This window comes from Thainema salinarum CENA647 (assembly GCF_057732415.1).
Genome location: NZ_JBYJZJ010000022.1, coordinates 4,478,111 through 4,501,046, shown reverse-complemented (window position 1 = coordinate 4,501,046; position 22,936 = coordinate 4,478,111). Strand labels below are relative to the sequence as shown.

General features: G+C 50.5%; 16 protein-coding genes. 7 read left to right on the top strand and 9 right to left on the bottom strand.

What is annotated here, in order from left to right:
* Positions 1-59 precede the first annotated feature (59 nt).
* The 3 genes from purL to AC286M_RS26415 all read right to left on the bottom strand — a co-directional run bounded on the left by purL (position 60) and on the right by AC286M_RS26415 (position 6,150).
* Entirely contained in the window at positions 60-2,411 is a 2,352-nt protein-coding gene (purL, locus tag AC286M_RS26425) for a phosphoribosylformylglycinamidine synthase subunit PurL (protein WP_488207216.1), read from the bottom strand.
* A 78-nt stretch (positions 2,412-2,489) separates the two neighbouring features.
* Entirely contained in the window at positions 2,490-5,042 is a 2,553-nt protein-coding gene (gghA, locus tag AC286M_RS26420) for a glucosylglycerol hydrolase (protein ID WP_488207215.1), read from the bottom strand.
* A gap of 340 nt (positions 5,043-5,382) precedes the next feature.
* Complete coding sequence (locus AC286M_RS26415; RefSeq protein WP_488207214.1) at positions 5,383-6,150, bottom strand: hypothetical protein; 768 nt, start codon at positions 6,148-6,150, stop codon at positions 5,383-5,385.
* 306 nt (positions 6,151-6,456) lie between these two features.
* Here AC286M_RS26415 and rpmB point away from each other — a divergent pair, with 306 nt between their 5' ends.
* The 7 genes from rpmB (at position 6,457) to rpmA (ending at position 15,545) form a co-directional block, all read left to right on the top strand.
* The gene (gene rpmB / locus AC286M_RS26410; RefSeq protein WP_488207213.1) at positions 6,457-6,693 is read left to right on the top strand and encodes a 50S ribosomal protein L28; all 237 of its coding nucleotides are present in this window, start codon (positions 6,457-6,459) and stop codon (positions 6,691-6,693) included.
* 537 nt (positions 6,694-7,230) lie between these two features.
* Entirely contained in the window at positions 7,231-12,189 is a 4,959-nt protein-coding gene (hpsA, locus tag AC286M_RS26405) for a hormogonium polysaccharide biosynthesis protein HpsA (protein ID WP_488207212.1), read from the top strand.
* Between the two features lie 92 nt (positions 12,190-12,281).
* A complete protein-coding gene (locus AC286M_RS26400) occupies positions 12,282-12,974 on the top strand; it encodes a hypothetical protein (protein ID WP_488207211.1) in 693 nt (230 codons plus the stop codon).
* Positions 12,975-13,031: 57 nt separating this feature from the next.
* Entirely contained in the window at positions 13,032-13,994 is a 963-nt protein-coding gene (locus tag AC286M_RS26395; protein WP_488207210.1) for a PulJ/GspJ family protein, read from the top strand.
* Positions 13,995-14,094: 100 nt separating this feature from the next.
* Complete coding sequence (locus tag AC286M_RS26390) at positions 14,095-14,607, top strand: pilus assembly FimT family protein (RefSeq protein WP_488207209.1); 513 nt, start codon at positions 14,095-14,097, stop codon at positions 14,605-14,607.
* A 211-nt stretch (positions 14,608-14,818) separates the two neighbouring features.
* Positions 14,819-15,226 carry a 50S ribosomal protein L21 gene (gene rplU / locus AC286M_RS26385; RefSeq protein ID WP_488207208.1) on the top strand — a complete coding sequence of 136 codons (408 nt, stop codon included), beginning with the start codon at positions 14,819-14,821 and terminating at the stop codon, positions 15,224-15,226.
* Between the two features lie 55 nt (positions 15,227-15,281).
* A complete protein-coding gene (rpmA, locus tag AC286M_RS26380; protein WP_488207207.1) occupies positions 15,282-15,545 on the top strand; it encodes a 50S ribosomal protein L27 in 264 nt (87 codons plus the stop codon).
* 167 nt (positions 15,546-15,712) lie between these two features.
* On the opposite strand, the gene AC286M_RS26375 is transcribed toward rpmA, so the two are convergent.
* From AC286M_RS26375 to cbiD, 6 genes are all read right to left on the bottom strand, one after another.
* The gene (locus AC286M_RS26375) at positions 15,713-16,129 is read right to left on the bottom strand and encodes an HHL1-like protein (protein ID WP_488207206.1); all 417 of its coding nucleotides are present in this window, start codon (positions 16,127-16,129) and stop codon (positions 15,713-15,715) included.
* Positions 16,130-16,235: 106 nt separating this feature from the next.
* On the bottom strand, positions 16,236-17,315 hold the full coding sequence (locus AC286M_RS26370; RefSeq protein WP_488207205.1) for a S66 peptidase family protein: 1,080 nt from the start codon (positions 17,313-17,315) through the stop codon (positions 16,236-16,238).
* A gap of 3 nt (positions 17,316-17,318) precedes the next feature.
* The gene (gene guaA, locus AC286M_RS26365) at positions 17,319-18,944 is read right to left on the bottom strand and encodes a glutamine-hydrolyzing GMP synthase (RefSeq protein ID WP_488207204.1); all 1,626 of its coding nucleotides are present in this window, start codon (positions 18,942-18,944) and stop codon (positions 17,319-17,321) included.
* Between the two features lie 606 nt (positions 18,945-19,550).
* A complete protein-coding gene (locus tag AC286M_RS26360) occupies positions 19,551-20,921 on the bottom strand; it encodes an IS4 family transposase (RefSeq protein ID WP_488202900.1) in 1,371 nt (456 codons plus the stop codon).
* A gap of 74 nt (positions 20,922-20,995) precedes the next feature.
* Positions 20,996-21,400: a hypothetical protein gene (locus tag AC286M_RS26355; RefSeq protein WP_488207203.1), complete on the bottom strand. Its 405-nt coding sequence runs from the start codon at positions 21,398-21,400 to the stop codon at positions 20,996-20,998.
* 251 nt (positions 21,401-21,651) lie between these two features.
* The gene (cbiD, locus tag AC286M_RS26350) at positions 21,652-22,818 is read right to left on the bottom strand and encodes a cobalt-precorrin-5B (C(1))-methyltransferase CbiD (RefSeq protein WP_488207202.1); all 1,167 of its coding nucleotides are present in this window, start codon (positions 22,816-22,818) and stop codon (positions 21,652-21,654) included.
* Between the last annotated feature and the right edge of the window lie 118 nt (positions 22,819-22,936).

Here is a 22,936-nt window from a genome sequence, read left to right as displayed (position 1 = left end):
TTAATTATTTCTTAACAATTGTATCTTCATTTTTAATCTGGCGCTGACGATTCGCTGATTCACGCATCCACGAAGTAACGCGCGATCGCATTTTGCCAATGATCGGCCATCGCCTCGATCCTAGCGTTGATGAGGGCAACCGTGTCTTGGGACAAAATCCGTAATTCGTCATTGGCTGTTCCCACCTGGCCAAGCATTTGCCAATAACCAGCCAGCTGATTATCTAGATAGGATTCCCACTCCGCTACGGAATCTGATGCCACCGAGACAATAATTCGAGCGCCACCCTCGCCAAAGAGAATGTGATCCCAGCGCAGATTGGCAGATGAGAGCTGGCTATCTGCGATCGCAAGTTTGATCTCGGCTCCTTTCCGACCACTAATGCAGGATTCAGCTAGTGCCACGGCTAAACCACCTTCGGCGCAGTCGTGGGCTGACCGAACCCAGCCCCGCTGAATCCCTTCGCGACAGGCAGCTTGAACACGCAGTTCCAGATCAAAGTCTACAATCGGCGGCTGTCCAGCAATCGTATCGTGAATGGCCGCTAAATATTCCGAACCGCCCAGCGTGACGTGCGGCTGCTTAGATTGGTCAACGGGTAGGCCGAGTAAGTAAATGCGATCGCCCGTTTGCTGCCAACCTTGACCACAAATTTTCTGCAAATCGGAAATCAAACCAACCATGCCAACTACGGGCGTCGGATAAATCGGCTGCGGTTTACCCTCTGAATCTAAAGTTTCGTTGTAAAGCGACACGTTGCCGCCTGTGACGGGGGTGGAAAACTGGGAGCAGGCTTCCGACAGACCACGGCAAGCTTCAGCCAGTTGCCAGTAGCCAATCGGCTTTTCAGGACTGCCAAAGTTGAGGTTATCCGTTACGGCTAGCGGTTCAGCCCCGACGCAGCTCAGGTTACGTGCCGCCTCGGCTACTGCCGCTTTTGCCCCTTCGTAGGGATGCAAGTACACATAGCGAGCATTGCAGTCCACTGTCGCCGCCACGCCTTTATTAAATGCGCCACCTTCGGTTAGCTGAGGACGCAGGCGAATCACTGCCGCGTCAGCATCTCCTGGCCATTTCACCGTGTTGTTCTGCACCTGATGGTCATACTGGCGATAGACCCAGTTCTTCGACGCGATTGTCGGGGTCGCCAGCAGATCCGCTAGAACCTCTGTCCAGCTTTTCTGGTTAATACCTTGACTCGTACATGCAGGTAGCTGATCGATTGTCCACTGCCAAGCAGTTTGAGCATATTCCGGCGGTTCGGCCATTAGCTCACGATGGTAAATTGGCGTATCGTCCGACAGTGCTGTAGCTGGTATATCCGCCGCCACATGGCCTTGGAATAGGATGCGAACAATCGGCTCCTCAATCACCCGGCCTGCAACTACGGCATGAAGTCCCCAGCGGTGAAAAATATCGATTAGCTCTTGCTCGCGTCCCTTGTGAGCCACGAACAGCATCCGCTCCTGCGACTCTGACAGCAGGTATTCATAAGGCACCATGCCCGTTTCCCGCACCGGAATCTTATCCAAATCCAGCTCAATGCCAACGCCGCCCTTGGCCGCCATTTCTGCGGTTGAGCAGGTGAGTCCCGCTGCGCCCATATCTTGCGCCGCTGCCACGGCTCCAGTCTTAAAGGCTTCTAAACAGGCTTCAATCAGCGATTTTTCCAGAAATGGATCGCCCACCTGCACCGCAGGCCGATCGGCTTCCGACTCATCACTCAATTCTGCGCTGGCAAAGCTGGCACCACCCATGCCGTCTCGTCCGGTGGTTGAACCCACGTAGAGCACCGGATTGCCGATTCCTACGGCACCCGATTTGATAATTTCCGGCGTTTCCATCAGCCCCAGCGCCATCGCGTTGACTAGGGGATTACCCGAATAGGCCGGATCAAAATACACCTCGCCGCCCACAGTTGGCACACCCACACAGTTGCCATAATGAGCAATCCCCGCCACCACGCCGCTAAACAGCTGACGAGTGCGAGGATTTTCTAGTGAACCAAATCGAAGAGAGTTCAACGCCGCAATCGGACGTGCGCCCATCGTGAAAATGTCGCGCAGGATGCCGCCCACGCCTGTTGCTGCGCCTTGAAATGGCTCAACTGCTGACGGGTGATTGTGTGACTCCACCTTAAACGCCAGCCGCAAGCCGTCGCCCAAATCCACTACCCCAGCATTCTCACCAGGGCCAACCAAAATGCGATCGCCCTTTGTTGGGAACTGGGACAGCAGCGGACGCGAATTCTTATAGCAGCAGTGTTCTGACCACATCACACCGAACATGCCCAGTTCTGCTTTATTGGGATGGCGACCTAACCGCCGCACAATTTCTTCGTATTCTTCTGGCTTGATACCTTCCGACGCAATTTCTTCAGCGGAAAATGGAGCAGACGAGAGAGCAGTCATAGTGATTCTGGCAGCAATAGAAACGGATTTCATTCTATCGCCTCTCGCCTCTCGCCTTACTCCTCACCTGCCAATCCCTCACTCTCCAATCCGTTCCAACAAAACCGCCTGACTATCCTTCATTTCAAACGACTTCAGGTTATCGATTGTAAGACCGGGAGATGCGATCGCAACTTGCCATTCGTCCAGATCAATTTGCAGCCAGTCTCCGGGCGTCGCCGTTATTGGATCACCGCCCATGTGGCACAGCATTGCCACATGGTAAGGGGTTTGGTCTGAATCTTCAGATTTGGGAGCCGACCGTAAACCATAGAACAGAGTGTAGTCATTATCGTGAATCCGGTTGAAGCGGTCAAGGTTAGATAAGTTCTCCCGCAGCCAGGGATTGGCCAGTCGGAACCGCCGCAGCGCCAAGTTAAACGCCACCTGTTCCGCATCAATCACATCAGCCTGTAGCCACACATTGCTGATGTCGTGGGCATCCTCCATGAAGGCTTTGGCAAAGTCTTTGAGGGTTTGAACATCAAGTTCAGCCAGCACTTTTGACTTGTCCGGTAAATTCAGCTTTTGCAGCTCTGCCGCCGATTTACGCTGCTGGGCTTCTGCTTTAACTTCTTCTTTATGTCCGTCGGCTCCTAAATGACGCTGACAGATATGAGCCACTTCATCCAGGTCGTAATTGGTTTCCTCAATGGCATCGTAAAGGCCACGGACAAACTGCCGCAGCTCGTTCAGTTTGCCAAAGCCCATTGCTTTCACCCGTGGAAACACCTCTGGCAGGCTGTAGGTATCAGGAATAATTTGCCAATCCAGGAAGCCACCCGCTTCTTCTGCAACGACTTTGACGCCATAGCGATCGTCGGTATTGCGCAGGAATGCCCAGGGTGCCCGCATCGTGCAGTTGATGAAATCCATCGGCACACCCGGCGCAAAGCCATAGGTCATCAGCAAAATTGCCTGATGGTCGTAGGCGGTATTCAGCACATCGACGAACGAATCGCCTAGATTCCAGTTGATGTCGAGACTGGTATCGACTTGGGTACCGCGCCGCAGCGTATCGTGGTTGCCGCAGCCCGTGATCCAGTTGGCTCCCACCTGCATCACTTCGCCAACCCGCCGCCATTTCCGATCCCAAAACTTTTTCAGACTCGGCGTATTGTGGGCAAAAATCAGCGGCCCCCATTGGAAGGCATCCGGCTTGTACTCAACAATATCGCGATAGGTGGAAATCTCTTCCCAGCCATCCTTAGGCCAAGGCCGACCATCTTCATAAATCGTGAATAGGCGACGGCGATTGCCGTTGACTTCTTGGATCACCTCGGCCATATCGCTCAGATACTGATCGTCAAATTCCACCTCACCCGATAGCGGATTGAAAAACTTGAAGTCCTGTGCCCCGTCGATGCGGATACCGTCAACACCCGTCTCGTTCTTGCGGCGCTGCATTTCCAACAGGATAGCCCGCACGGTAGGATTCTGATGGTTTACGTCCTGACCGTACATATTTGGCCCCTTTAAAAAGCGCCCATTCAGTAAATCAATTGCTTGGTTGTCTGCGTGGCCGTAAACAATGTCGTAGATCACCTTAATCGGGCCAGTCGGAAAGTTATGCAGCGTGGCGATGAACTCAACCAGTTCTTCTAGCCGCAGCGTTTTCAGCACCGAGGGATCGGTGGCTGAGCAGCCGAAAATGACGATGTCATAGCCCCAGTTTTGGGTATCTGGCTTTTTCAGCGTGACCTTGATATCGCCCGGTTCATGTTCAATGCCCTCGGTTTCCGGATCCATTTCGTCCAGATCGCCCTCGCTGAAGATGAAGAAGCCGTGACCGAGTTCGTGCTCACCGCGATATTCCACCGTCGGCTCAATCGGCATTAACTGCACCGCATCGTAGCCAATGAAGTTCTGCTCCGCCGGAGTCAGGGTCTGCTGCTGCGTAATTTTCTGGCCAATGTCTTGATAAAGCTTCGTCAGTCCCGCCAGCGTACCGTCTGGGGACGAGGTGTTGACATGGAGCTGCAGGATATTCTTAGGTGGTTCAACCTGGACAAACGGCGGATCTTGCCCGTCCTCTGCCGCTGCTAGTTCATCCTGACCCTGAGCCAAATAGTCCAAATCAGCTCGATTGGCCTGCAGCTGATTCAGGTCGTAAACCTCGGCTGGAGCGTAAACTCCGTATGGCAATGAATAGGCCAAGCAGTCACCAATGATTTTCACTTCATTGGTATTCATGTCTAGGTAATGCAGCCAATAAAAAGAGCCGAACTGATCTTTAGTTCCGGCCTGCATCCCAGAGATGACACCCCAAAAGTATTCACCCTGCTTCTCTAGCTGCACATAGTCGCGTCGAAAAACGATTTTTTGAGTCGGTTGGGTGGGATCTATCGCTTTTTTGGGGGTTAAAACTTCTAAGTAAATATTTTTAGGTTGAACCATGTCGGCTCCCAGTTCTGGAGTCCAAAAGCCGATCTCGGTTAGGCCATCGTCTCGATAGTGGGCACCGAGCCGCCGAGCTAAAATTTGCGCTTTCTTAAATAGGGGTTGTTCAGACTGGTGGACGGATTGCGCCCAGTCCAATAATTTTTGAGTTTCCTCAGGTGCGATCGCAACCCGAGACGCTGTGGCTACCATAAGCCTCCTTTCCTAAGCACAAGCGTACAAGTATGTAACAGATATAAAGCGATGAACCTTGTATCAACCCATACTGGGAACCGGAGTTTTCAAATACAGCGATAGCCATATTTGGTTAGGACGTTTTGTGGCGCGGCGTCGCCGCGCCACAAAACGTCCGCGTCCTAACTGAGCTGATTACAGCTAGAGACAAAATCCAGTTGCCAAGATGGGGTTCATAGGCATGATACAAAACTTCACTCTCGACCCTATCAGCCCAGGGAAATGAATGTCGTTCACAGTGAGCACCCGTCACGTTTAGGTTACTGTAATACTGTTTCGCTAAACTCACTCGTACATTTCACCACATGCCGCCTTCGACGACGGAATAGTATCCCTGATGGAATCCAGCATTAAACCCGTCCCGATAGCCCTTGACATACCCTTCTTCTTTGTAGGAAGGACTGCGATAGGCGGAATCGGGGTAGTAGCCGTATTTGTATTTGCGGTAGTTAAACCCAGACTCATAGCCCGCCTGAAATCCCTGCTGATAGCCCAAGCGATAAGCATCTAAATTGGTATCGTCTGGGCCACCACGCGGCACCAACCGCCCCGATTCACTGACGGTCTCAGACCCACTTGCACCCATGATTTGCAGGTTACACGTATTAGTGTTGGGATAAACCGTCACATAATAAGTTGCTTCGCCCCGCAGACTGGTAAATACCAGCGAATCATCCTTCTCGCGCAAGACATCGGCTGGAGAATTTAGCACCACGCCCGAATTGCGCGATCGCACCACCATGCTGGGTTGTGCCGCAGATCCTAAAATTTCAATTTCGTAAGTAGCGGTCTCACAGAGAAAATTTTCCCAGTAGAAGCTTGTATTGGCTGAGCGTTCGGCTTGAGCAACGGGATAGCCGCTACTTTGAGTGCTAGTTGCAGCGGGCGAAAAATCCTGAGGTGCAGTAGATGGCTGTGCCGACTGAGCAACAATATCAGCAGAATCAGCAGAATCAGAATCGCCAACCTGAGCATTTGCCGTGGCTTCAGGGCTACGCGAATTGCAGCTTGTACAAAAACTTAGGAAAACAATACTGCTGATTAGAATGGCTTGCTGTTGTCGCATGACCGATCGCAATTGCCGAGGGTTACAGAGCTTGGCACCTTATGATAATCCTTTCTCTACAATATTGGTCGCTCCGTCGGTTTCACCTTAACCAAATTGCCACTTCCCCAACACCCAAAACCCTGAACTCAACACCTGGAACCCAAAACCCCAAACCCAACTCTCACCCAATCCTCTATCTATACACGCTAGAACATCTAACACAGCTTGTTTCTAGCAATCACATTAAAACCCTTATGATGAATCTGCTATGATAAAAAACTGCGTTTGTTTTTTAAGTTGTAGTAAGTAAGACTGGAGCGCGTTATGGGTCGCAAATGTCAGTTGACCGGAAAGAAGGCAAATAATGCCTATGCTGTTTCACACTCTCATCGCCGAACCAAGAAGCTGCAAGAAGTCAATTTGCAGGAAAAGCGGGTTTGGTGGCCACAGGGTAATCGTTGGGTAAAGTTACGTATCTCTACCAAGGCGATCAAGACGCTTCACAAAAAAGGAATTGATCAGTTTGCTCGTGAAGCAGGTATCGATTTAAACAAGTACTAATTTGCGATCGCACTGAGGCATCTAGCCAAATCCGCCTATTTTTGAACCGCTTCAGCAAGATATCTATACTTCTTCTCCGTATCGATACGGAGACCTGAAAAAGCAGGAGGTTATCTCCTGCTTTTCTTTTTAGGTATATTTAATGATCGATCCATCAGAAGAAGTGGGTAATCTTATGAAGGTATAAACTTCACATTCGTAAAGATTTCGATCAACAGAACTGAGGAGAGCCATGATGTTCTGCCCGAGAGCTGATAGAACAGTTGCGTCCAACGTGAACTTTCATATCGGCTCAAGTGACTCAGATCGCACCGACTCAGCCAGATATCTGTTTATCTTGGAAGTCGAACCGGGCGGGCTCACTGTCAAACTCTAGTGCTCGTTATTCGTTATCAATGATGTGCGCTAAATTTGGTTCTGAATCACAATTGCTTTTAATCAGCATCTGATGATCTGTCTTATTTAGCTACTCACCTTTAATCTAGTTACCCAACTTTTTAGTCCGTTCACCTTTGGGTCATTGCCAAAAGAGGAACTATGTTTACTCGTCCTATTCGTCGTCTAATTCGATCTGCGCAGGAGCTGTTACGACTCCTGGTTTCTATACCGCAGCGCATTGCATCTGCGATCTCAACTTGGTTTATCCGCCGCGCCGTTCGGGCGAAGCGGGGTTATCGGCGTTCACCCAATTGGGCGAACGCTGGTTTTGTATTACCGACTGCGGTGTTGCTCACACTGGTTGTGGCGCTGACGGTTGGAGCGTTGACGTTCCGTACCTTTAGCCGCACGTCTGATGTTGTCACCGAGCGGCAGCAGCGGGTTATCCAAAATGCAGCAACGCCTGCGATTGATCGGGCTAAAGCCAAGATCGAACAGCTATTTAGTAATGATGTGCGTTTCCCTGGCGGTGTACCTGCTAGTGATGTGCTCGTCAGTATGATGGCGAACGATGGCCAAAACGGTATCCCGGCTTTGGATGGTGATCCGTACACATTCAATGATGAGACGATTGTGGGCGACGCCACCGATCTCACCTGGCAATTTACCGATGAGCAGGGGAATACAGTTACCTACTCAATTTTGGTAGACGATGAAAATGGGGGAGTGACAATCTCAAGCTCTGATACAGAGAAAGCGGCCAATAACGTTGTCCGCAACGGCCCAATCAGTATGGAAGAGTTGGGTCGTAGGTGCGCTCGCGCTGATTTCTCTCGTGACCCAGAAGGTGGGTGGTATCCAGTCGATACGGCTAATGTTCGACGGGTTTTCCAGGTGGATGCCTACGTTAAAGATCCCAATAACAATCGAGTAGCAGCCTTAGAATTCCAGCAAGACCGACAGGCTAGCCGAGGCAACAAGTGGGGAGCGTGGTTCCGAACTGACTTGGAAGTTTTTCCAGGTCCGAACTTTATGTGGAACGGCGCGATGCACTCGGAAGGCAGCATCATCGCTAAAGATAGAATCAATGCCCATTTGGTTTCATCGCCCAATTCCTGCGTATACAGCAAGGAAGCATCAGAGATTACAACGGCAGAATATGAGAATGACCCAAGTAATCCTAATTTTCAAGGCCAGTTTATCAATGGAGTCATTGGTCAAGATACCTTTGGCAATGATAATGGCACGGCTAAGTTTCATCTTTTTGACCCAACAACTCCAGACACAGGTAATAAGTCGCAGCTTAAACCTGGCACAGATTCTATTGTTCAATCAACGAATGGCCTGATTAGCCAAATCGCCCTAAATGAATTTGACTTATTCACTAAAAATGAGTCCGTTTCACGGGCTGAAAAGGGTAGTAGCTGGGATTATGATGAGGCTAATTGGAAAGGTAAAGACCTGAATGCAAACCGTCTGATTAACAGCAAAACTCCTATTCCGTTCCTGGACGACACGTTCCGGGCAGACAACCGTTACGGCCCCAAACCTGAATACAAAGATCAAAATCCGGATAGCTTCAACCTCATTGCAATGGGTGAGGAAATTGGTAATCCAATTACCAGCCGCTCAGACTTAACGGGTAATACAGGTGGTGATACGGCTGAATTTGGTCTAGATGGTTACTGGGAGCGCCGTGCGACAGCTACTGGAATACGCACCATTGTGGGTGAACGCTTAGAACTGGGTAATGCGTTTGGTTGGCAAGGAGCCGATCTAGATCGCAATAATGACAAAATCCCGGATGCTGATTTGAATGGTGACGGTGTCATCGATGCAACCTACAATGGCGGCTTTTTGCCCGAACCACTTTATCCCTCGCCCAACTTATTAGACGGATTAGATGGTTCAGACGACTACAGTGATGACGACAATACTGATGTAATTGCGCAAAACCGGACGCTTTGGGACAATCTAGCGGCGGTTCAAGCAATGGCGGTTTATCGGTATGACCATGAGGATGGTGCAGTGCCTCTAGCCTGTGTTGCGGCTACCAGTCATCCAGGCACACAGCGAACAATCTTAAACAGCAAAACTTTTTACACCGCTCAGTTCGACAGCGATGGCAACTTTGATCCAGATACAAATGTCGATTTTGATGGTTCAGGCGGAACGGCCTACAACATCGATTTTCTCAGAGGTGTAGGTACTAATGGTTGGGAATTTGATTTCCCGTACACCGATGCTGGATTTTCATCAGCCTATAGCTCTGGGCCACTGCGTCGTGCCTTAGAAAACTTGGCTCACTTTGCAGGTGATCCAGAAGGTGGTGCTCCATCCTTCACTCCTGTTCAAGACAGTGAAGTTCATCCCTATCCATATATGAAGATGTGGGGCGACTTTTCCATGCTGCGCCGCATCTTAGATGAAGGCACCAGCTACAGCAGCCTTAGCATCGCTGACAAGTCAACTCTGCATACGGCTACTTGTACGCTTGGCATGTTGGCCTACACCCTGGAGTTAGACAGAGCAGCCAACCTAGACAATGATGATTTGACGTTCTTCACGTCACAAGAAACTACCTCTATGGTCAGCATTGGCAATAGAATTGAGTCTCTCTTTGACGGGAACGAGTCAAACGGCGAAATATATGTCAACGGCAGTAACACCAAACAGCCCCGGGTAAAAATTAACCAGGCTAGAGGCGTCACGAACGACTTTGATAACAATGGTGATGGCAACGTCAATGGTTCTGATGTACCGCAAGCCGTTTATCTAGCTAATCCCGAGGCTATTCGAACCCCAACCCAGTGGGCAGCAGAAGGACAAGATACGATTGACAATTCGGGACTAGTTGCAGGATGTGCAACTGATAATCTAACAACCTACGATCGCGCTTGTGATGCAGGTGATTATTACCAAACTCTAGGCCGTAAGACAGTAGATGGTGCGCCAATCTATCTCACGCCTGAGGAAGTGAGGCTAGCTGCGATCGCAGATTCGGGTGGTGGTACTGGTATCGTAAATGGCATCAATAATGCATTTAATGAGTTGTCTGACTTTCAGGCCAAGCTCCAGCGAATCCAGAACGCGAACCAAGTTCTACGCGATCGCACCTATGGATTTAAGGCAGTCTTTCCCGAATATATAGATGGGGATGGCACAGATGCTGTTTATTGGAATCCGGATACAGGCCGCGTTCAAACCACCTCTGGTACTCAGTACGTTACAGCCTGTGACCCTGATATTTTTCATGAAGCATTCAAGGGTAGCGGTACTGGTCTCGACTCCAAAGCAGTGGGGCTTGCTCTAGCCTTCTGTTCTCAGCAGGATAAGATTGTTGTTCCTCCACCTAAGTATCCGGCTTTGTACTATCTCTTCCCAGTGGTTGAGCATGACCTAGATGGTGACGTTGATACATTTACAGTTGGTAGTGTTTCTGTTGATGTTGACCATACCCAACCAGCAATCGAGGAATATGTTGCAGATGATTATGTAGCTGGAACTGGTACGGATGACTACCTCTACCAAGTTGTTGCTCCAGACGGCTTGTATGGAACGGGCACTGATCGTGCAGGCAGCTTCGCTTCCATCATGATTGAGCCGCGTGCTCGTTCTGATTGGGAACTGCCGAGTTCGACTACCGTCACGAATGCACCTAACGTGATCCTCGATAACGGCACTAGCGTGGCCGTCGCCTTCATGGATCACAACTTCTACGACGGTCGTGAATTGATGAACACGCGTCTGCTGGCCTACGATCTCGACTTATTAACCGACGATGGTGAAGGTGACTTCATCCGAGATGATGAAGATGTTAACGAGCTAGGTTCAATCATCTACGCTTTCCGGGAAGATGCCGTACGGGAGGATGAAATCGTTCGGCCAACGGCTGACGATCCAGACATCACTGAAAGTGCCAACAAGATTAGCAGAAAAGCGGTTGATTTTGAGGCAGAACCAGACCGTCGTCCTCATGGTTTCATGCTAGAGCGAGGTGCAAATCTCAATCGCGATAACCTGGCTGGTATGACGTTTGTCAGTGACAACTCCGTCTACATCAAAGGTGACTTCAATCTGCACAGTACCGATGGAACCCGCAACGCCATCATTGAAGAGTTTGACGAGAAAATGGAAAACGTCAACTTAAACAATGCTGGTAATTACAGCAACACGTTCTATGGTCGGGAAGATTTGAACGAAAACTTTGCTGACCCAGATGAAGACCATTGGCGACCCGTTGAAGTCTTGGGTGATGCGGTTGGTTTCTTCTCGAATGTCTTTGATAACGACTTCAATGGTCAGGGACGCGGTTCAATTGAAGATGCATTTAATAGCAGTCTTGCAAATCGGTCCTATATGGCGATGCGTCGGCCTGATTTAGCGCTGGTTGGTGATGCCCTTTGGTATCGTGAGCGTCCGGGTGGTAGAACCACTCCAGTTGTCAGCCAAACTGGCGCACTGATCTACAAATCAGATCCGCTGATGTTGTATTTTGACGCAGATGAGCTGGCCGCTTCTGGTTACATTGAACGGGAAGGGAATGAAACCTTAATCGCAAATGACATCAACCTGTTCCCGATCATGTTTAACCGCAACGGTTATCCCCTCTATTGCGGTGGTGGCTTTGCAGCAAATGGAACCTGTGCCGCAGAACTAACGGCCTACGGTGATGGCGATGGTAACGAGTTCCGCTCTGTCACAGATGGCACTCGGCTTGATGACTTAGTCGATCTCGCTTCCAGTGATGAAATTTTCGTCAATGCCACTGTTGTAACTGGAGTTGTGCCATCTCGTTCAGGACAATCCTACGGTGGATTGCACAACCTGCCGCACCTAGTTGAGAATTGGGATAACGTAGACCTCAATTTTGCGGGTGCATTCTTCCAGCTCAACTTCAGCACCTATGCCACAGCTCCTTGGGATGCCGATCCTGATACAAGTAACGCATCTTTCAACTTCTACGGCGCACCAAATAGACGCTGGGGTTATGATGTCGGCTTGCTCTATGCGCCTGCTGCCCCAGTTGCTCGACGATTTGTCACCTTGAGTAGCAACCGCAGCGAGTTCTATCGAGAGCTTCCGTCTGATGATCCGTATATCACCAGACTGCAATAACCCAATGAAAGCTAGATGTCACTGATTTACCGAACATAAATCAGTGACATCCCAGTTCAAGTCACGCGCACCGCTAAAGGAGAACGAGCAACATGAACAAGGCAACGGCACTCAAACTACTGTGGTATTGGTCAAGACAATCTAGTGACAGCGGATCCCCGCGCGAGCAGTCTCTGTCTCCCTCTACCGAAGATGGACTAACCCTGCTCGAATGTATTATGGCGATTTTGGTCATCGTCGTTACCGTCACGATCATTACTCCGCCCATTTTTCTGTCTGTTGCCACTCGTGTTCAAAATCAGCGGATGGAGCAGGCTTTACAGTTGGCTCAAGCCGAGATTGACCGAGTCAATCTAATTGTTGAGCGCGGTCTCTACGCCAACACTGAGCTGCCTCCTTCGGTCGGTGCTGGCAATGTATCTGATACGGGTGCCCCATCTGGCACAGTCGATGAACGCGCTGATGTTACCAATTCAGGGCAGGCGTACGAGGTCGATATCGACAACGATGGTGATAGTGACTACGCCGTTCAGTTTTTCCGCACGGATGGGCAAACCGGAACCGGGGATGCAGACGACCAGGTTTTGGCGTTCAATATGGGCGTCCGAGTTTACTCAATGCTCGCATTCGACAACGGTGGCACTCTAACGACGCAGCAAGCTCCAGCTCTGTTCACATCCGGCACCGGATCACAAAATACAGATCCCTTAGCTGTGCTGTATACGACCGTTGCTCGTGGTGATGCAGCGAACTCCTTTAGCGCTCTTGATGGCGAGGAAGACTAACTCAAACAAATTGGTCTAACTTGTTCTGCTCTTAGCCCACTACCTTCTACTCTTGCTATGGCTAGCCATTCTTTCTCACTCCGCTTCTACCAATTTCTTAAGTCGCGGCGACGCAACCATAACCAAGGTTTTACCCTAACAGAGTTGTTAGTCTCGATTATCATCAGCGCCATTATTGTGTCTGGTTTACTGTATCTCGTCGTCGAACTGCTCGGTGCTGATGCCCGTGAATCTGCTCGTAATGAAACGCAGCGTGAAATGCAGTTGGCGATGAACTACATCACCACCGATTTGCGTGAGGCAGTATATGTCTACGACGATGTCGCAGACATTGCCGATGGTCTACCCGATTTTGCTGGCGATGGGATGACTCCGATCTTAGCGTTCTGGAAACCCGTCTATTTTACGGATGCTGATTTAAGTGGGATTGACTGTGACAGCGTCTCTGAAGAAGCTCAACCCGCATGTGACACATTGCTAGTGCGTCGTAGTGCTTATTCCCTGATTGTGTATCTGCAAGAGGCCAATCCAGATGCGCCTTGGTCAGGACAATCTGTTATTCGTCGATATGAACTCTCCCGATATGAGGGTGATGTCGCAGACTTAAGTCAGGCAGCAGGTTATGTTGATCCCACTGGAGATGTAAGCTTCCAAAGCTGGCCACTGGACTCGGCTGGAGAGGATTTACAAGATACTGAGCCGACTCTTGGATCTCCGCCTGTTTTAATTGACTTTGTTGCAGCGCCCGGAGATGGTTCAGCCCGCGATTGCGAAGCTGGTTACACCAAGTCGCCAGCGACATCCGATAGCTTTTTTGCCTGTGTTCGTGCCTCTGCAGGTGATGACGCAGGCGAGGATGAAGTTTTAAATACCAATCAGGATGTCTTTGTCTTCTTACAGGGAGATGTACAAGGACGGCGAGGTGGCAATTCCAGGGGCTTTGATGTTAGCTCTCGTTTACCAGTCTTGCAGTCTCAGGTGCTGGTCGGCGGTGTCATCGATAAGGATGTTGCGGAATAGAGCAGTATTTTATTCTGCAAATACACAAGTCTATCTGCTAAATGACTATCAGAATTACATAAACAATCAAGCTGATGTTGACTGAGGAGACTGGCTAGCAATGTTAAAACAACGCACTATTAAAGATTTTGAATCAGAATCAGGTTTTACGCTGATTGAAATTCTGGTTGTCATCTTTATCATCGCCATCCTCATGGCGATCGCAGCTCCTGGTTGGCTGGCACTCATGAACCGTCAACGAGTCAACACAGTTCGCGAAGATGTCCTACAAACTATTCGCAATGCTCAAAACAGTGCTCGTACGACCCGTTCGGTACAAAGCGTTACCTTAGGCAATCAGAATGGTGTCCCCAGTTACTCTCTGGATGGAGGGACGACGTGGCAAGTCATGGGCAGCGGTCAGTTGAAAGCTGGCATGGTTGAGCTGACTGCTGGTGGTAATAATCAAGATACGATCTCGTTTGAATATAACGGCTCCCTGTCTGACCCTAGCCTAGTTGAAGATGGTGGGTACAAAATCGTGTTAGAAACTCCTGATACGGGTTCGAAAAGCTGTCTAGTCATCCAGAGCATCCTTGGAGCTACGACCCAAGAGAGCGGCAATGGCTGCTAAATTATCCAGCTGGCCTCTAAAATTAAATTAGCTAAAAATTGCAGTTGACAATACAGCACATTGTTAGTCATCATTATTAACTGGCTGTTTATTTTGCTCGGATCAGGTTAGAGCCTCTTCTCTCGATCTCATAAATGGCTAAACGGCTTTCCCCACGCAGCTTTCACTGCTGGGAGCGACCTGTACGGCAAAAAGGTAAGAGTAATAGATCATGACATACGCGATTATTGAAGCAAGTGGAACCCAGTTGCGAGTTGAGCCGGGTCGGTTCTACGACATCAATCGACTTGCTTTAGATGAAGATGAGACGCTCACCTTAGACAAGGTGCTGTTCGTTGAAAATGATGGAGAAGCTACGGTTGGACAACCCTACGTCAAGGGCGCAACTGTTGAAGCAACCGTGATGCAGCATCTGCGTGGCCGCAAAATTATTGTCTATAAAATGCAGCCCAAGAAGAAGACCCGCAAAAAGCGCGGTCATCGTCAGGAACTAACGCGGATTATGATCGATTCGGTTAGCCTCAACGGTTCTGCATTGGCTGGCTCAACCTCTGAGAAGAGCAGCCCCAAGCAAACCGAAGCGAAGGCTTCATCTAAAGCAGACGATTCGGAAGAATAGACACGTAGCTTCTAGCTTTCAAGGTCTTCAAGTTTAGGAATTGTAGGAGAACAGCATGGCTCATAAGAAGGGTACAGGTAGTACACGTAACGGTCGCGACTCAAATTCTAAGCGACTCGGTGTAAAGCGCTATGGTGGCGAGAACGTCTTGGCTGGTAATATTCTCATTCGTCAGCGTGGCACTAAGTTCCACCCTGGCGTAAATGTGGGTCGCGGTAGCGATGACACGCTGTTTGCTCTAGTTGATGGCGTGGTCACTTTTGAGCGCAAGGGCAAAGACCGCAAGAAGGTCAGCGTTTATCCCAGCGTTTCCGCTTAAACGGTTAATGACTTGTAGTCAGCTATAAGTAAAAAGAAGGAAGTGCGATCGCACTTCCTTCTTTTTATGTAAAACCGGGTTTCTAGCATCAACCATTCAGTTCCACTGAACGGCGATGCAGAAATCCGGTTTTTTCATCTTTCGATTAAAATTTAATGCGATCGCGCTTAGCCGCGCTTAAACATCGACGTCAGTTTGCCAAGCGCATTTTGCACCCCACCTGCAACTGATTGAGGCGGCTCCGCCAGTTCGATTGGTTCGTCTTTAAATTCCTTCAGCCGATAGCCATAGTCAAGTTGTCCCTGGTATTTACGCAGCACTGGATAGAGACGCACCGCACCCTGCATCAGTTGCTCTTCGCTGTCGTAGATGGCTCGGCTAATTTGGCTGGAGCGCTGAACCGCAACCACGCCGATGGGATACCACTGCTTTTTGCCTTGAATGCGAGCGTAAACTTCAAATTCTGGCGTACCATCGGCTCTCATCTTGTCAAGCTGACTGGCCGCTTTTTGGCGCTCGGCTGTTCGCTTTGTCTTGTTCGGTTTGGGAGTCGTGGGTTGACCAAATCCAAGATTGCTAGCCATATTAAAATCACGTCTATCATTAACAAAAGTTTACGCGATTTTAAGCAAATTGTCAGGCAGCTTGGAAGAAGTGAGGAGTGAAAGCGTGAGGAGCGAGGGCGTTTTGTTAAAGTTGGACGGCGGGTTCGAGCATACGCAGTGAACCATTGCTGGTATCAATTTCAACTTGGGTGCCAATGGGTAGCGTTAAGACAGGCTCAACGTGGCCAATAGCCGCACCCTGCCAAGCAGGAATACCCAAAGGTTGAAGGTGATCGCGCAGGACTTGCTCTAGGGTTAATGAGCCGTAGTCTGCATCAGGGCCGCAGTTGGTGCATTGGCCGAAAATGAAGCCAGCTAGGTTATCAAAAACGCCCGCGAGCTTGAGCTGCGTAATCATCCGGTCTATCCGATAGATATCTTCACCGATATCTTCTAGAAACAAAATGGCTCCGTCTAAGTTAGGCACATAGGGCGAACCGACGATGCCGGATAGAACCGATAGATTACCCCCAATCAGGCGACCCTGCGCTCGACCAGAGGTAATTACCTGAATTCGATTTTGCACCTGCATTAAGCGATCGCTATCGTCGGGTGTTCGTTCACTGCTTAACGAGGTCATACCCCCTTCAAATAGGACTTGACGAAACGACGCGGTCTGATCAGGCCGCCAAGACGTTAAACCATTGGGGCCATGAAACGTGACTAAGCCCGTTTGCGCGTGGATACCCAGCAGTAACGCCGTTAAGTCACTAAACCCGACGATGATTTTAGGATTTTGGCGAATTACCTCATAGTCCAGATAAGGCAGCGTGCGACTGCTGCCCCAACCGCCAGTCACAGGCAGGAGTGCTTTGATGTTTGGATCAGCGAAAAACTGATTCATGTCGCTAGCGCGATCGCGATCGGTTCCGGCCAAATAGCCGTAGCGATCCAGCACATGGGGCGCAAGCATAGGCACTAGCCCCAAGCCGCGTACCGCATCTACTACGATATCCAACTCATTTTGTAAAAAAACAGCCCCAGCGGGACTGAGGATGCCAACTTGATCCCCAGGCTGGAGCGGCGGTGGTTTCAGAATGGTCGGACTCGCAGACGAGCCAGCCGATTGACTCACAGCTTGGCTCGCAACTGGGCGCATGGCATCCCGAAGGAGCGCCACTAGCCCAGTTGCCGACGCCGCTGCCAAAAAATGACGGCGCTTCATTGCCTATTCCCACTCGATGGTTCCAGGCGGCTTGGACGTGATGTCGTATACGACGCGGTTGACGCCTGCCACCTCGTTCACAATGCGATTTGACACGATTTCCAAAAAGTCATAATCGGCTCGTGCCCAGTCTGCGGTCATGCCATCTTCGCTGGTGACAATCCGCAGCACAATCGGATAAGCGTAGGTACGCTGATCACCCATGACGCCGACGCTACGAATCGGCAGCAGCACTGCAAAGGCTTGCCAGAAATCGTGGTAGAGGCCATGACGATTGGTTTCTTGGCGCACAATGTAGTCTGCATCGCGCAAAATATCGAGTCGTTCCGGCGTGATTTCACCGATGATCCGAATCGCCAAGCCAGGGCCAGGGAAGGGGTGACGCTGGACAATTTCCTCTGGCAGGCCAATGGAGCGGCCTACTTTGCGAACTTCGTCCTTAAACAGCTTGCGCAGCGGCTCCACCAGCTTGAACCGCAGATCTTTGGGCAAGCCACCGACGTTGTGATGGCTCTTAATTTTGACGGCGACGCGCTCACCCGTTTGTGGGTCAACGTTAGTGTCGGCGGATTCGATTACGTCAGGATACAGCGTGCCCTGAGCCAAATAGTCAAAGGGGCCAAGCCGCTTCGACTCCTCTTCAAAAACCTGGATGAATTCGTGGCCGATCCGCTTCCGCTTTTCTTCAGGATCGGTAACGCCTTCCAGCTGCTTCAAAAAGCGTTCGCGGGCATTGACGTATTCCACTGGAATATGGAACCGCTCCTGGAAGAGTTTGACCAGGCGCTCCGGCTCGTACTTCCGCATGAAGCCCTGGTCGATAAACATGCAGGTGAGCTGATCGCCAATTGCCTTATGGAGCAAAAAGGCCAGCGTGGAGGAGTCAACGCCGCCAGACAAAGCCAACAGCACTCGCTTATCGCCTACTTTGCCTCGAATCTCACGAATGGCCTGTTCGACAAACGCTTCTGTCGTCCAGGTGGGTTCGCAGTCGCAGATGTGATAGACAAAATTGCGAATCAACGCAATGCCGCCAATGGAATGAACCACTTCTGGGTGGAACTGAACGCCGTAGAGTTTGCGCTCATGATCTGCGATCGCAGCACAGGGCGTATTGTCTGTATGCGCTAATAGCTCAAAGCCAGCGGGCAATTCCACCACCGAGTCACCGTGACTCATCCACATGGTGGTTTCGTTTTCTACATTGGTCAGCAAATCGGTTGGATCGTCAATGTAGAGCAGCGCTTTACCATATTCGCCCCGCTCCGCCCGTTCAACAACGCCGCCGAGCTGTTTACACATGAGCTGCATGCCATAGCAAACACCCAGAACCGGAATACCCAAATCCCAAATTTCTGGATCAGACAGTGGTGCATTATTGTCATACACCGAGCTTGGGCCGCCCGACAGAATGATGCCTGCTGGGTTGAGCTGGCGAATTTGTTCTGCCGTCGTCCGGTACGACAAAACTTCTGAATATACTTGGGTTTCTCGAATCCGGCGCGCGATTAGCTCTGAGTATTGAGACCCAAAATCTAAGATGACTATCATTTGGCGATCGAGAGACTGGGATACCGTAGCATCGGAAATAGGTTGTTCAGCTTGGAGAGCCACATCTTGAAGAGTCACGTCAATACCCTGGGTTGGATTATAAGAACAAAAATATAACAGCACTGGCGAACCAGTTTGCCATTGAGCTGCTTGAATCTAGTTCAGATCATCAGATCATCTGTATGGATCAACGGTAATCACAGGTCAAACATGTTAGCGATGCCAATAGGCTCCGTCAGTGGACTAGCGCGTACGCATCCCTTGACGGACGTTTCCCTGATTAGTTTGAGCGTGTATAACAGTTTATTTGAAGTTATTTGAAGAGATAAGAGACAGAGGCTTTATTTAAGCCCAATCCATTTGCTAAAGTTTCTCTCCATTGCTGGCATCTAGTAATTCAGTCATTATAGAAGCCACGCTAGGAGAGTTGCCGAAAGAACAGATTTTAAATAATTTTGCCTAGTGTCTCAGAAAAACAGCAGAAGTGCAACCCAAAAATCTCAGCTAAATCTAGGTAGAGCTGGAGATTAAACCAGCTCTTATGGCTTACACTGCTCGACAAGAAAGCTTGAAATTAAAGGCTTGAAATTAAGGGATTCCGTGGCGTTTCGGCTTCCCTGATAGGAAACGGTTAGCCCAATGGAGTTAGGCCACTAAAGCCGAATGGCACTGACATAAGCTGTATCAAGCTAGCAACCTGGCTTTCAAGACGGAGCGAGGTTCCTGCATTCTTGGGAACGGTTTGGGACGGCGCTTTACAACTCGGGGTTCTGAACGGTTGGGTCGAAACGGAATCACCAACTCTCGCACCACGTTTAACAAGGCCTGGTAGCCTCGCCGTCGTTCGGATGGAGCTAGATGCAGCAACTCAGGCCGGAAGTGATTGAACTGTTGCCGAGCACCTTGTAGAGAGACTCGCAACACCCCGACCTCGCCGTCGGCTGTCGCCTCCCACATCAGGGTGCGAAGCAGATTGTAGGCCAACAGATGCACCCAAATACTTTTGCTCACCATGGTGGGTGTTTTGGCAGCAATCATCTCCATGGCTAAGGTGGTTTTGAGATGCCGGAGATTAACTTCGGCGGCCTGCCAGCGGAGCTGATAGAGTTCGGCAAGTTTAGCTTTGGGATAGCGGTTGGGATCGAGTAGCGTCGTTACCACCACAAAGTTGGTCGGGCGAAACCCAGGAACCTGAATGAAGAGATACACTTCCCGCACCTCAATGGATGCCGCCAGAGCCTCGAACTCCTGCGGCTTGAGGGCTTGAGGGCATTGCTTCGGGCGCTGCCAGCGGACGATGTGATCGCCAATGCCCAGTTTTTTGCCCCGTCTGAAATCGCAGCGGCGCTGATGATGCTTGCGAAAGACAGCATCGGCTCCCATCCGGGCGACCCAGGCCAAATCTACATAGGTGCCATAGGCTGAATCGGCCACCACCACATCCTCGGGGCGCAGTTTCTGATAGAGTTGGCGGGCTAGACGCCATTCACTCACCCGCAACGGAGCCATCGCCACGGCCATAACCGCTCCCGTGGTGACACAAAACCACACTTGGAGTTTGAGAATCGGAAAGCCGCAGCCCTCTTTCTGATTGCTGTGTTGAGGATACTCGGCTTGGTTGGCCTGCGTGTCACTCATCAAGACCGTCGTCGCATCAAAGGCTTTAACCGGACGGCCACACCAGCGTTGCTCTGGGGAGACTTGGCGCTGCAACGCCCTCACCACCCGCTCGAACAGGGGCGGAAATATCGACTCGGGAAGGCGTTTTCGTGCTTTACTATAGCCCCCGGTATCGGCTGAGGGCACCTCCAATCCCGACACGCTCATCCAGGTCACCACTCGCTTGACTGCATGGCTGAGACTGCTGTCGGCATCCAGCACTTGGGAGAGCCAACTCCACAGGACGACCATGGGAGTGTAGAGGACTTGTCGATATCGGATTCCCTGCTCGCTCAGCACAGTTTCAATCTCTGCTTCCGGCAGCATCTCAGCAAAGGGTAGACCGATGCTGCTCTGATAGTTGGCCTTGAGAACGTCCGCACGATTCGGCATCATAGAGGCAAGGTTATGGGCTTCAACGGTTTGATTCTGACAAATCAGGCGCTTGAAGCCTTTTTTGCTCTCTTATGTCAGTGCCATTCCACTAAAGCCAACCCTTCGCTATCGGCCAAAGCATCTGCGATCGCTTTTCGAACCTGCAATTTTGCCACTGAAAATGAGCTGCGCAGCAGTTCCAGCTTGATTTCGTGCTGTGTGCGAATCTGTTGCTGATGCCATAATCGCTTGAGCCAAGTTTGATATTCATCGTCTGCAAAAGCGCATTCCTTCCAGGCTGCTCGGCGCTGAGTTTCGTTGCGCAGATCAGTATCTTCCGCCACACCCAGATCAAACTGGGCCTTTCGGCGATCAATATTGGCTTCTAAACGAGCAACTTTTTGGTTACATCGGGCGATGGCCGCTCGCAGTTTTGCGATCGCATGGGGATAATCTTCGAGTGACAAATTGGGCTTGTGAGGCGTATACAGTGATGACATGAATTCCCTCCAGAGTGAATGATTTCAGACCGTCACTCACTCTTCTATTGTATCGTTTCTAAGCTGGAATCGCCTGGTGGAGCTGAGTTCGGGCTGTCGTGATTTCAGGACTTCAAAAAATTCTCAGTCATATCCAGCCTGTTTATAAAAAACCAATTGGTTTTTTATGAAAGGTTGGCTAAGCCAGCTTTTCATAAAAACAAATCATCGGGTTTTAGCCGGACTTTGTAACCTAAATTTGGAGCACAAACTTAAAACCTAGCGAGGAGTGCAGCCCCCTGTTCACTTGTGCAAATCACCTGGCGCTGACGGTCGAATAACAGTGAGCCGATGGTGATGGATTGGGCTTGGGCTTGATCTGTGTGTTTGGCGATATACATCTGCGATCGCAGATCAATTCGCTGTGCCACCTCACCGTAAACCTGGGATACCCAGGTTGATCCGGTTTCCTGATCCAGTGTGCGCAGCGTATTGAGCGCCGCTTCGGTGGTGGGGCTGGTTAAAATTTGTTGTGAGATCGCAGTTGGGACACCCGCAGCCACGCAACAAGCGGTCAAAATTTCCTGGCGACCATCGGCTACATGGTGATGGGTGTGAAAAATGCCGCCTGCGAGCTTAATCAACTTGCCGTGATAACCAAACAGCAGAATCGACGGAATGCCCAGCAAACAAGCCTCCACCAGCAACGGGCCAAGCCAGTTGGCAGTTTTAATCCGCTGTGCGGCGGGAATTCCTAGGCGGCCAGCAAAATCCAAACCGTTTTCGCCAATGCAAAAGACGACAGGATGCTGCCCCTGTGCAGCCACTTGGCGGAGCTGCTGGCGGTAGGTTTCAAGCTGCCCTGGCGCGCTGAGCGGTTGCGAAATTCCCGTTGTGCCCAAGAGTGAAAGCCCATCCACTACGCCAAAGGCCGCATTAGATGTCCGTTCGGCCAGCGCCTGTCCTTCCGGCAAAATTAGGGTGACGCGGATGCGGTCATCGGACTGCAAAAGAGCTTGCAAATTCGCCTGCAAAAGCTGGGTAGCGTAGCGGTAGATGGCGGCTTGGCCACTGTCTTCCCGCTTGCCAATACCGAAGCCACCGATCAGTTCAATCGGTTCAGCCTGACTGGAATCGCCCCATTCGACCTTGGCCCAAACGGGTGTATCGCGAGTCAAGTCTAGATTATCGCCAGGATCGCTGCGGGTGATGGCCAGAGTCGATCCCTCAGCAAGCGAGGCCACTTGTTCAACGGCAATCTCTACGGTTTGAGGCGGTTCCAGTAGATTGACCGCAACGGCAGTAATCGGCTGAGCGGGAGATTGGAGATGTTTCAAAGCTGCGATCGCAGATGCACAGGCAAAAACAGGCAGCGTGTAACCCGAACGAGGTGCGAGATCAGAGGTGGGATCAGCGAGTTGACGATCCAAATCTGTCATAGAGCGGGATGAAGTCTTAAGAAAATTGGTAGAAAGCGAACAAAAAAAGCCGATCCTCTGTAGAATGAGGTGCGGCTTTTTGGAACCGTGAACATCATCTTGCTAGATCTAGATTAAC

Excerpts from the sequence above, each read along its gene's own strand:
- purL (WP_488207216.1), bottom strand. The coding sequence starts at position 2,411 with ATGACTGCTCTCTCGTCTGCTCCATTTTCCGCTGAAGAAATTGCGTCG.
- gghA (WP_488207215.1), bottom strand. The coding sequence starts at position 5,042 with ATGGTAGCCACAGCGTCTCGGGTTGCGATCGCACCTGAGGAAACTCAA.
- AC286M_RS26415 (WP_488207214.1), bottom strand. The coding sequence starts at position 6,150 with ATGCGACAACAGCAAGCCATTCTAATCAGCAGTATTGTTTTCCTAAGT.
- rpmB (WP_488207213.1), top strand. The coding sequence starts at position 6,457 with ATGGGTCGCAAATGTCAGTTGACCGGAAAGAAGGCAAATAATGCCTAT.
- hpsA (WP_488207212.1), top strand. The coding sequence starts at position 7,231 with ATGTTTACTCGTCCTATTCGTCGTCTAATTCGATCTGCGCAGGAGCTG.
- AC286M_RS26400 (WP_488207211.1), top strand. The coding sequence starts at position 12,282 with ATGAACAAGGCAACGGCACTCAAACTACTGTGGTATTGGTCAAGACAA.
- AC286M_RS26395 (WP_488207210.1), top strand. The coding sequence starts at position 13,032 with ATGGCTAGCCATTCTTTCTCACTCCGCTTCTACCAATTTCTTAAGTCG.
- AC286M_RS26390 (WP_488207209.1), top strand. The coding sequence starts at position 14,095 with ATGTTAAAACAACGCACTATTAAAGATTTTGAATCAGAATCAGGTTTT.
- rplU (WP_488207208.1), top strand. The coding sequence starts at position 14,819 with ATGACATACGCGATTATTGAAGCAAGTGGAACCCAGTTGCGAGTTGAG.
- rpmA (WP_488207207.1), top strand. The coding sequence starts at position 15,282 with ATGGCTCATAAGAAGGGTACAGGTAGTACACGTAACGGTCGCGACTCA.
- AC286M_RS26375 (WP_488207206.1), bottom strand. The coding sequence starts at position 16,129 with ATGGCTAGCAATCTTGGATTTGGTCAACCCACGACTCCCAAACCGAAC.
- AC286M_RS26370 (WP_488207205.1), bottom strand. The coding sequence starts at position 17,315 with ATGAAGCGCCGTCATTTTTTGGCAGCGGCGTCGGCAACTGGGCTAGTG.
- AC286M_RS26360 (WP_488202900.1), bottom strand. The coding sequence starts at position 20,921 with ATGATGCCGAATCGTGCGGACGTTCTCAAGGCCAACTATCAGAGCAGC.
- AC286M_RS26355 (WP_488207203.1), bottom strand. The coding sequence starts at position 21,400 with ATGTCATCACTGTATACGCCTCACAAGCCCAATTTGTCACTCGAAGAT.
- cbiD (WP_488207202.1), bottom strand. The coding sequence starts at position 22,818 with ATGACAGATTTGGATCGTCAACTCGCTGATCCCACCTCTGATCTCGCA.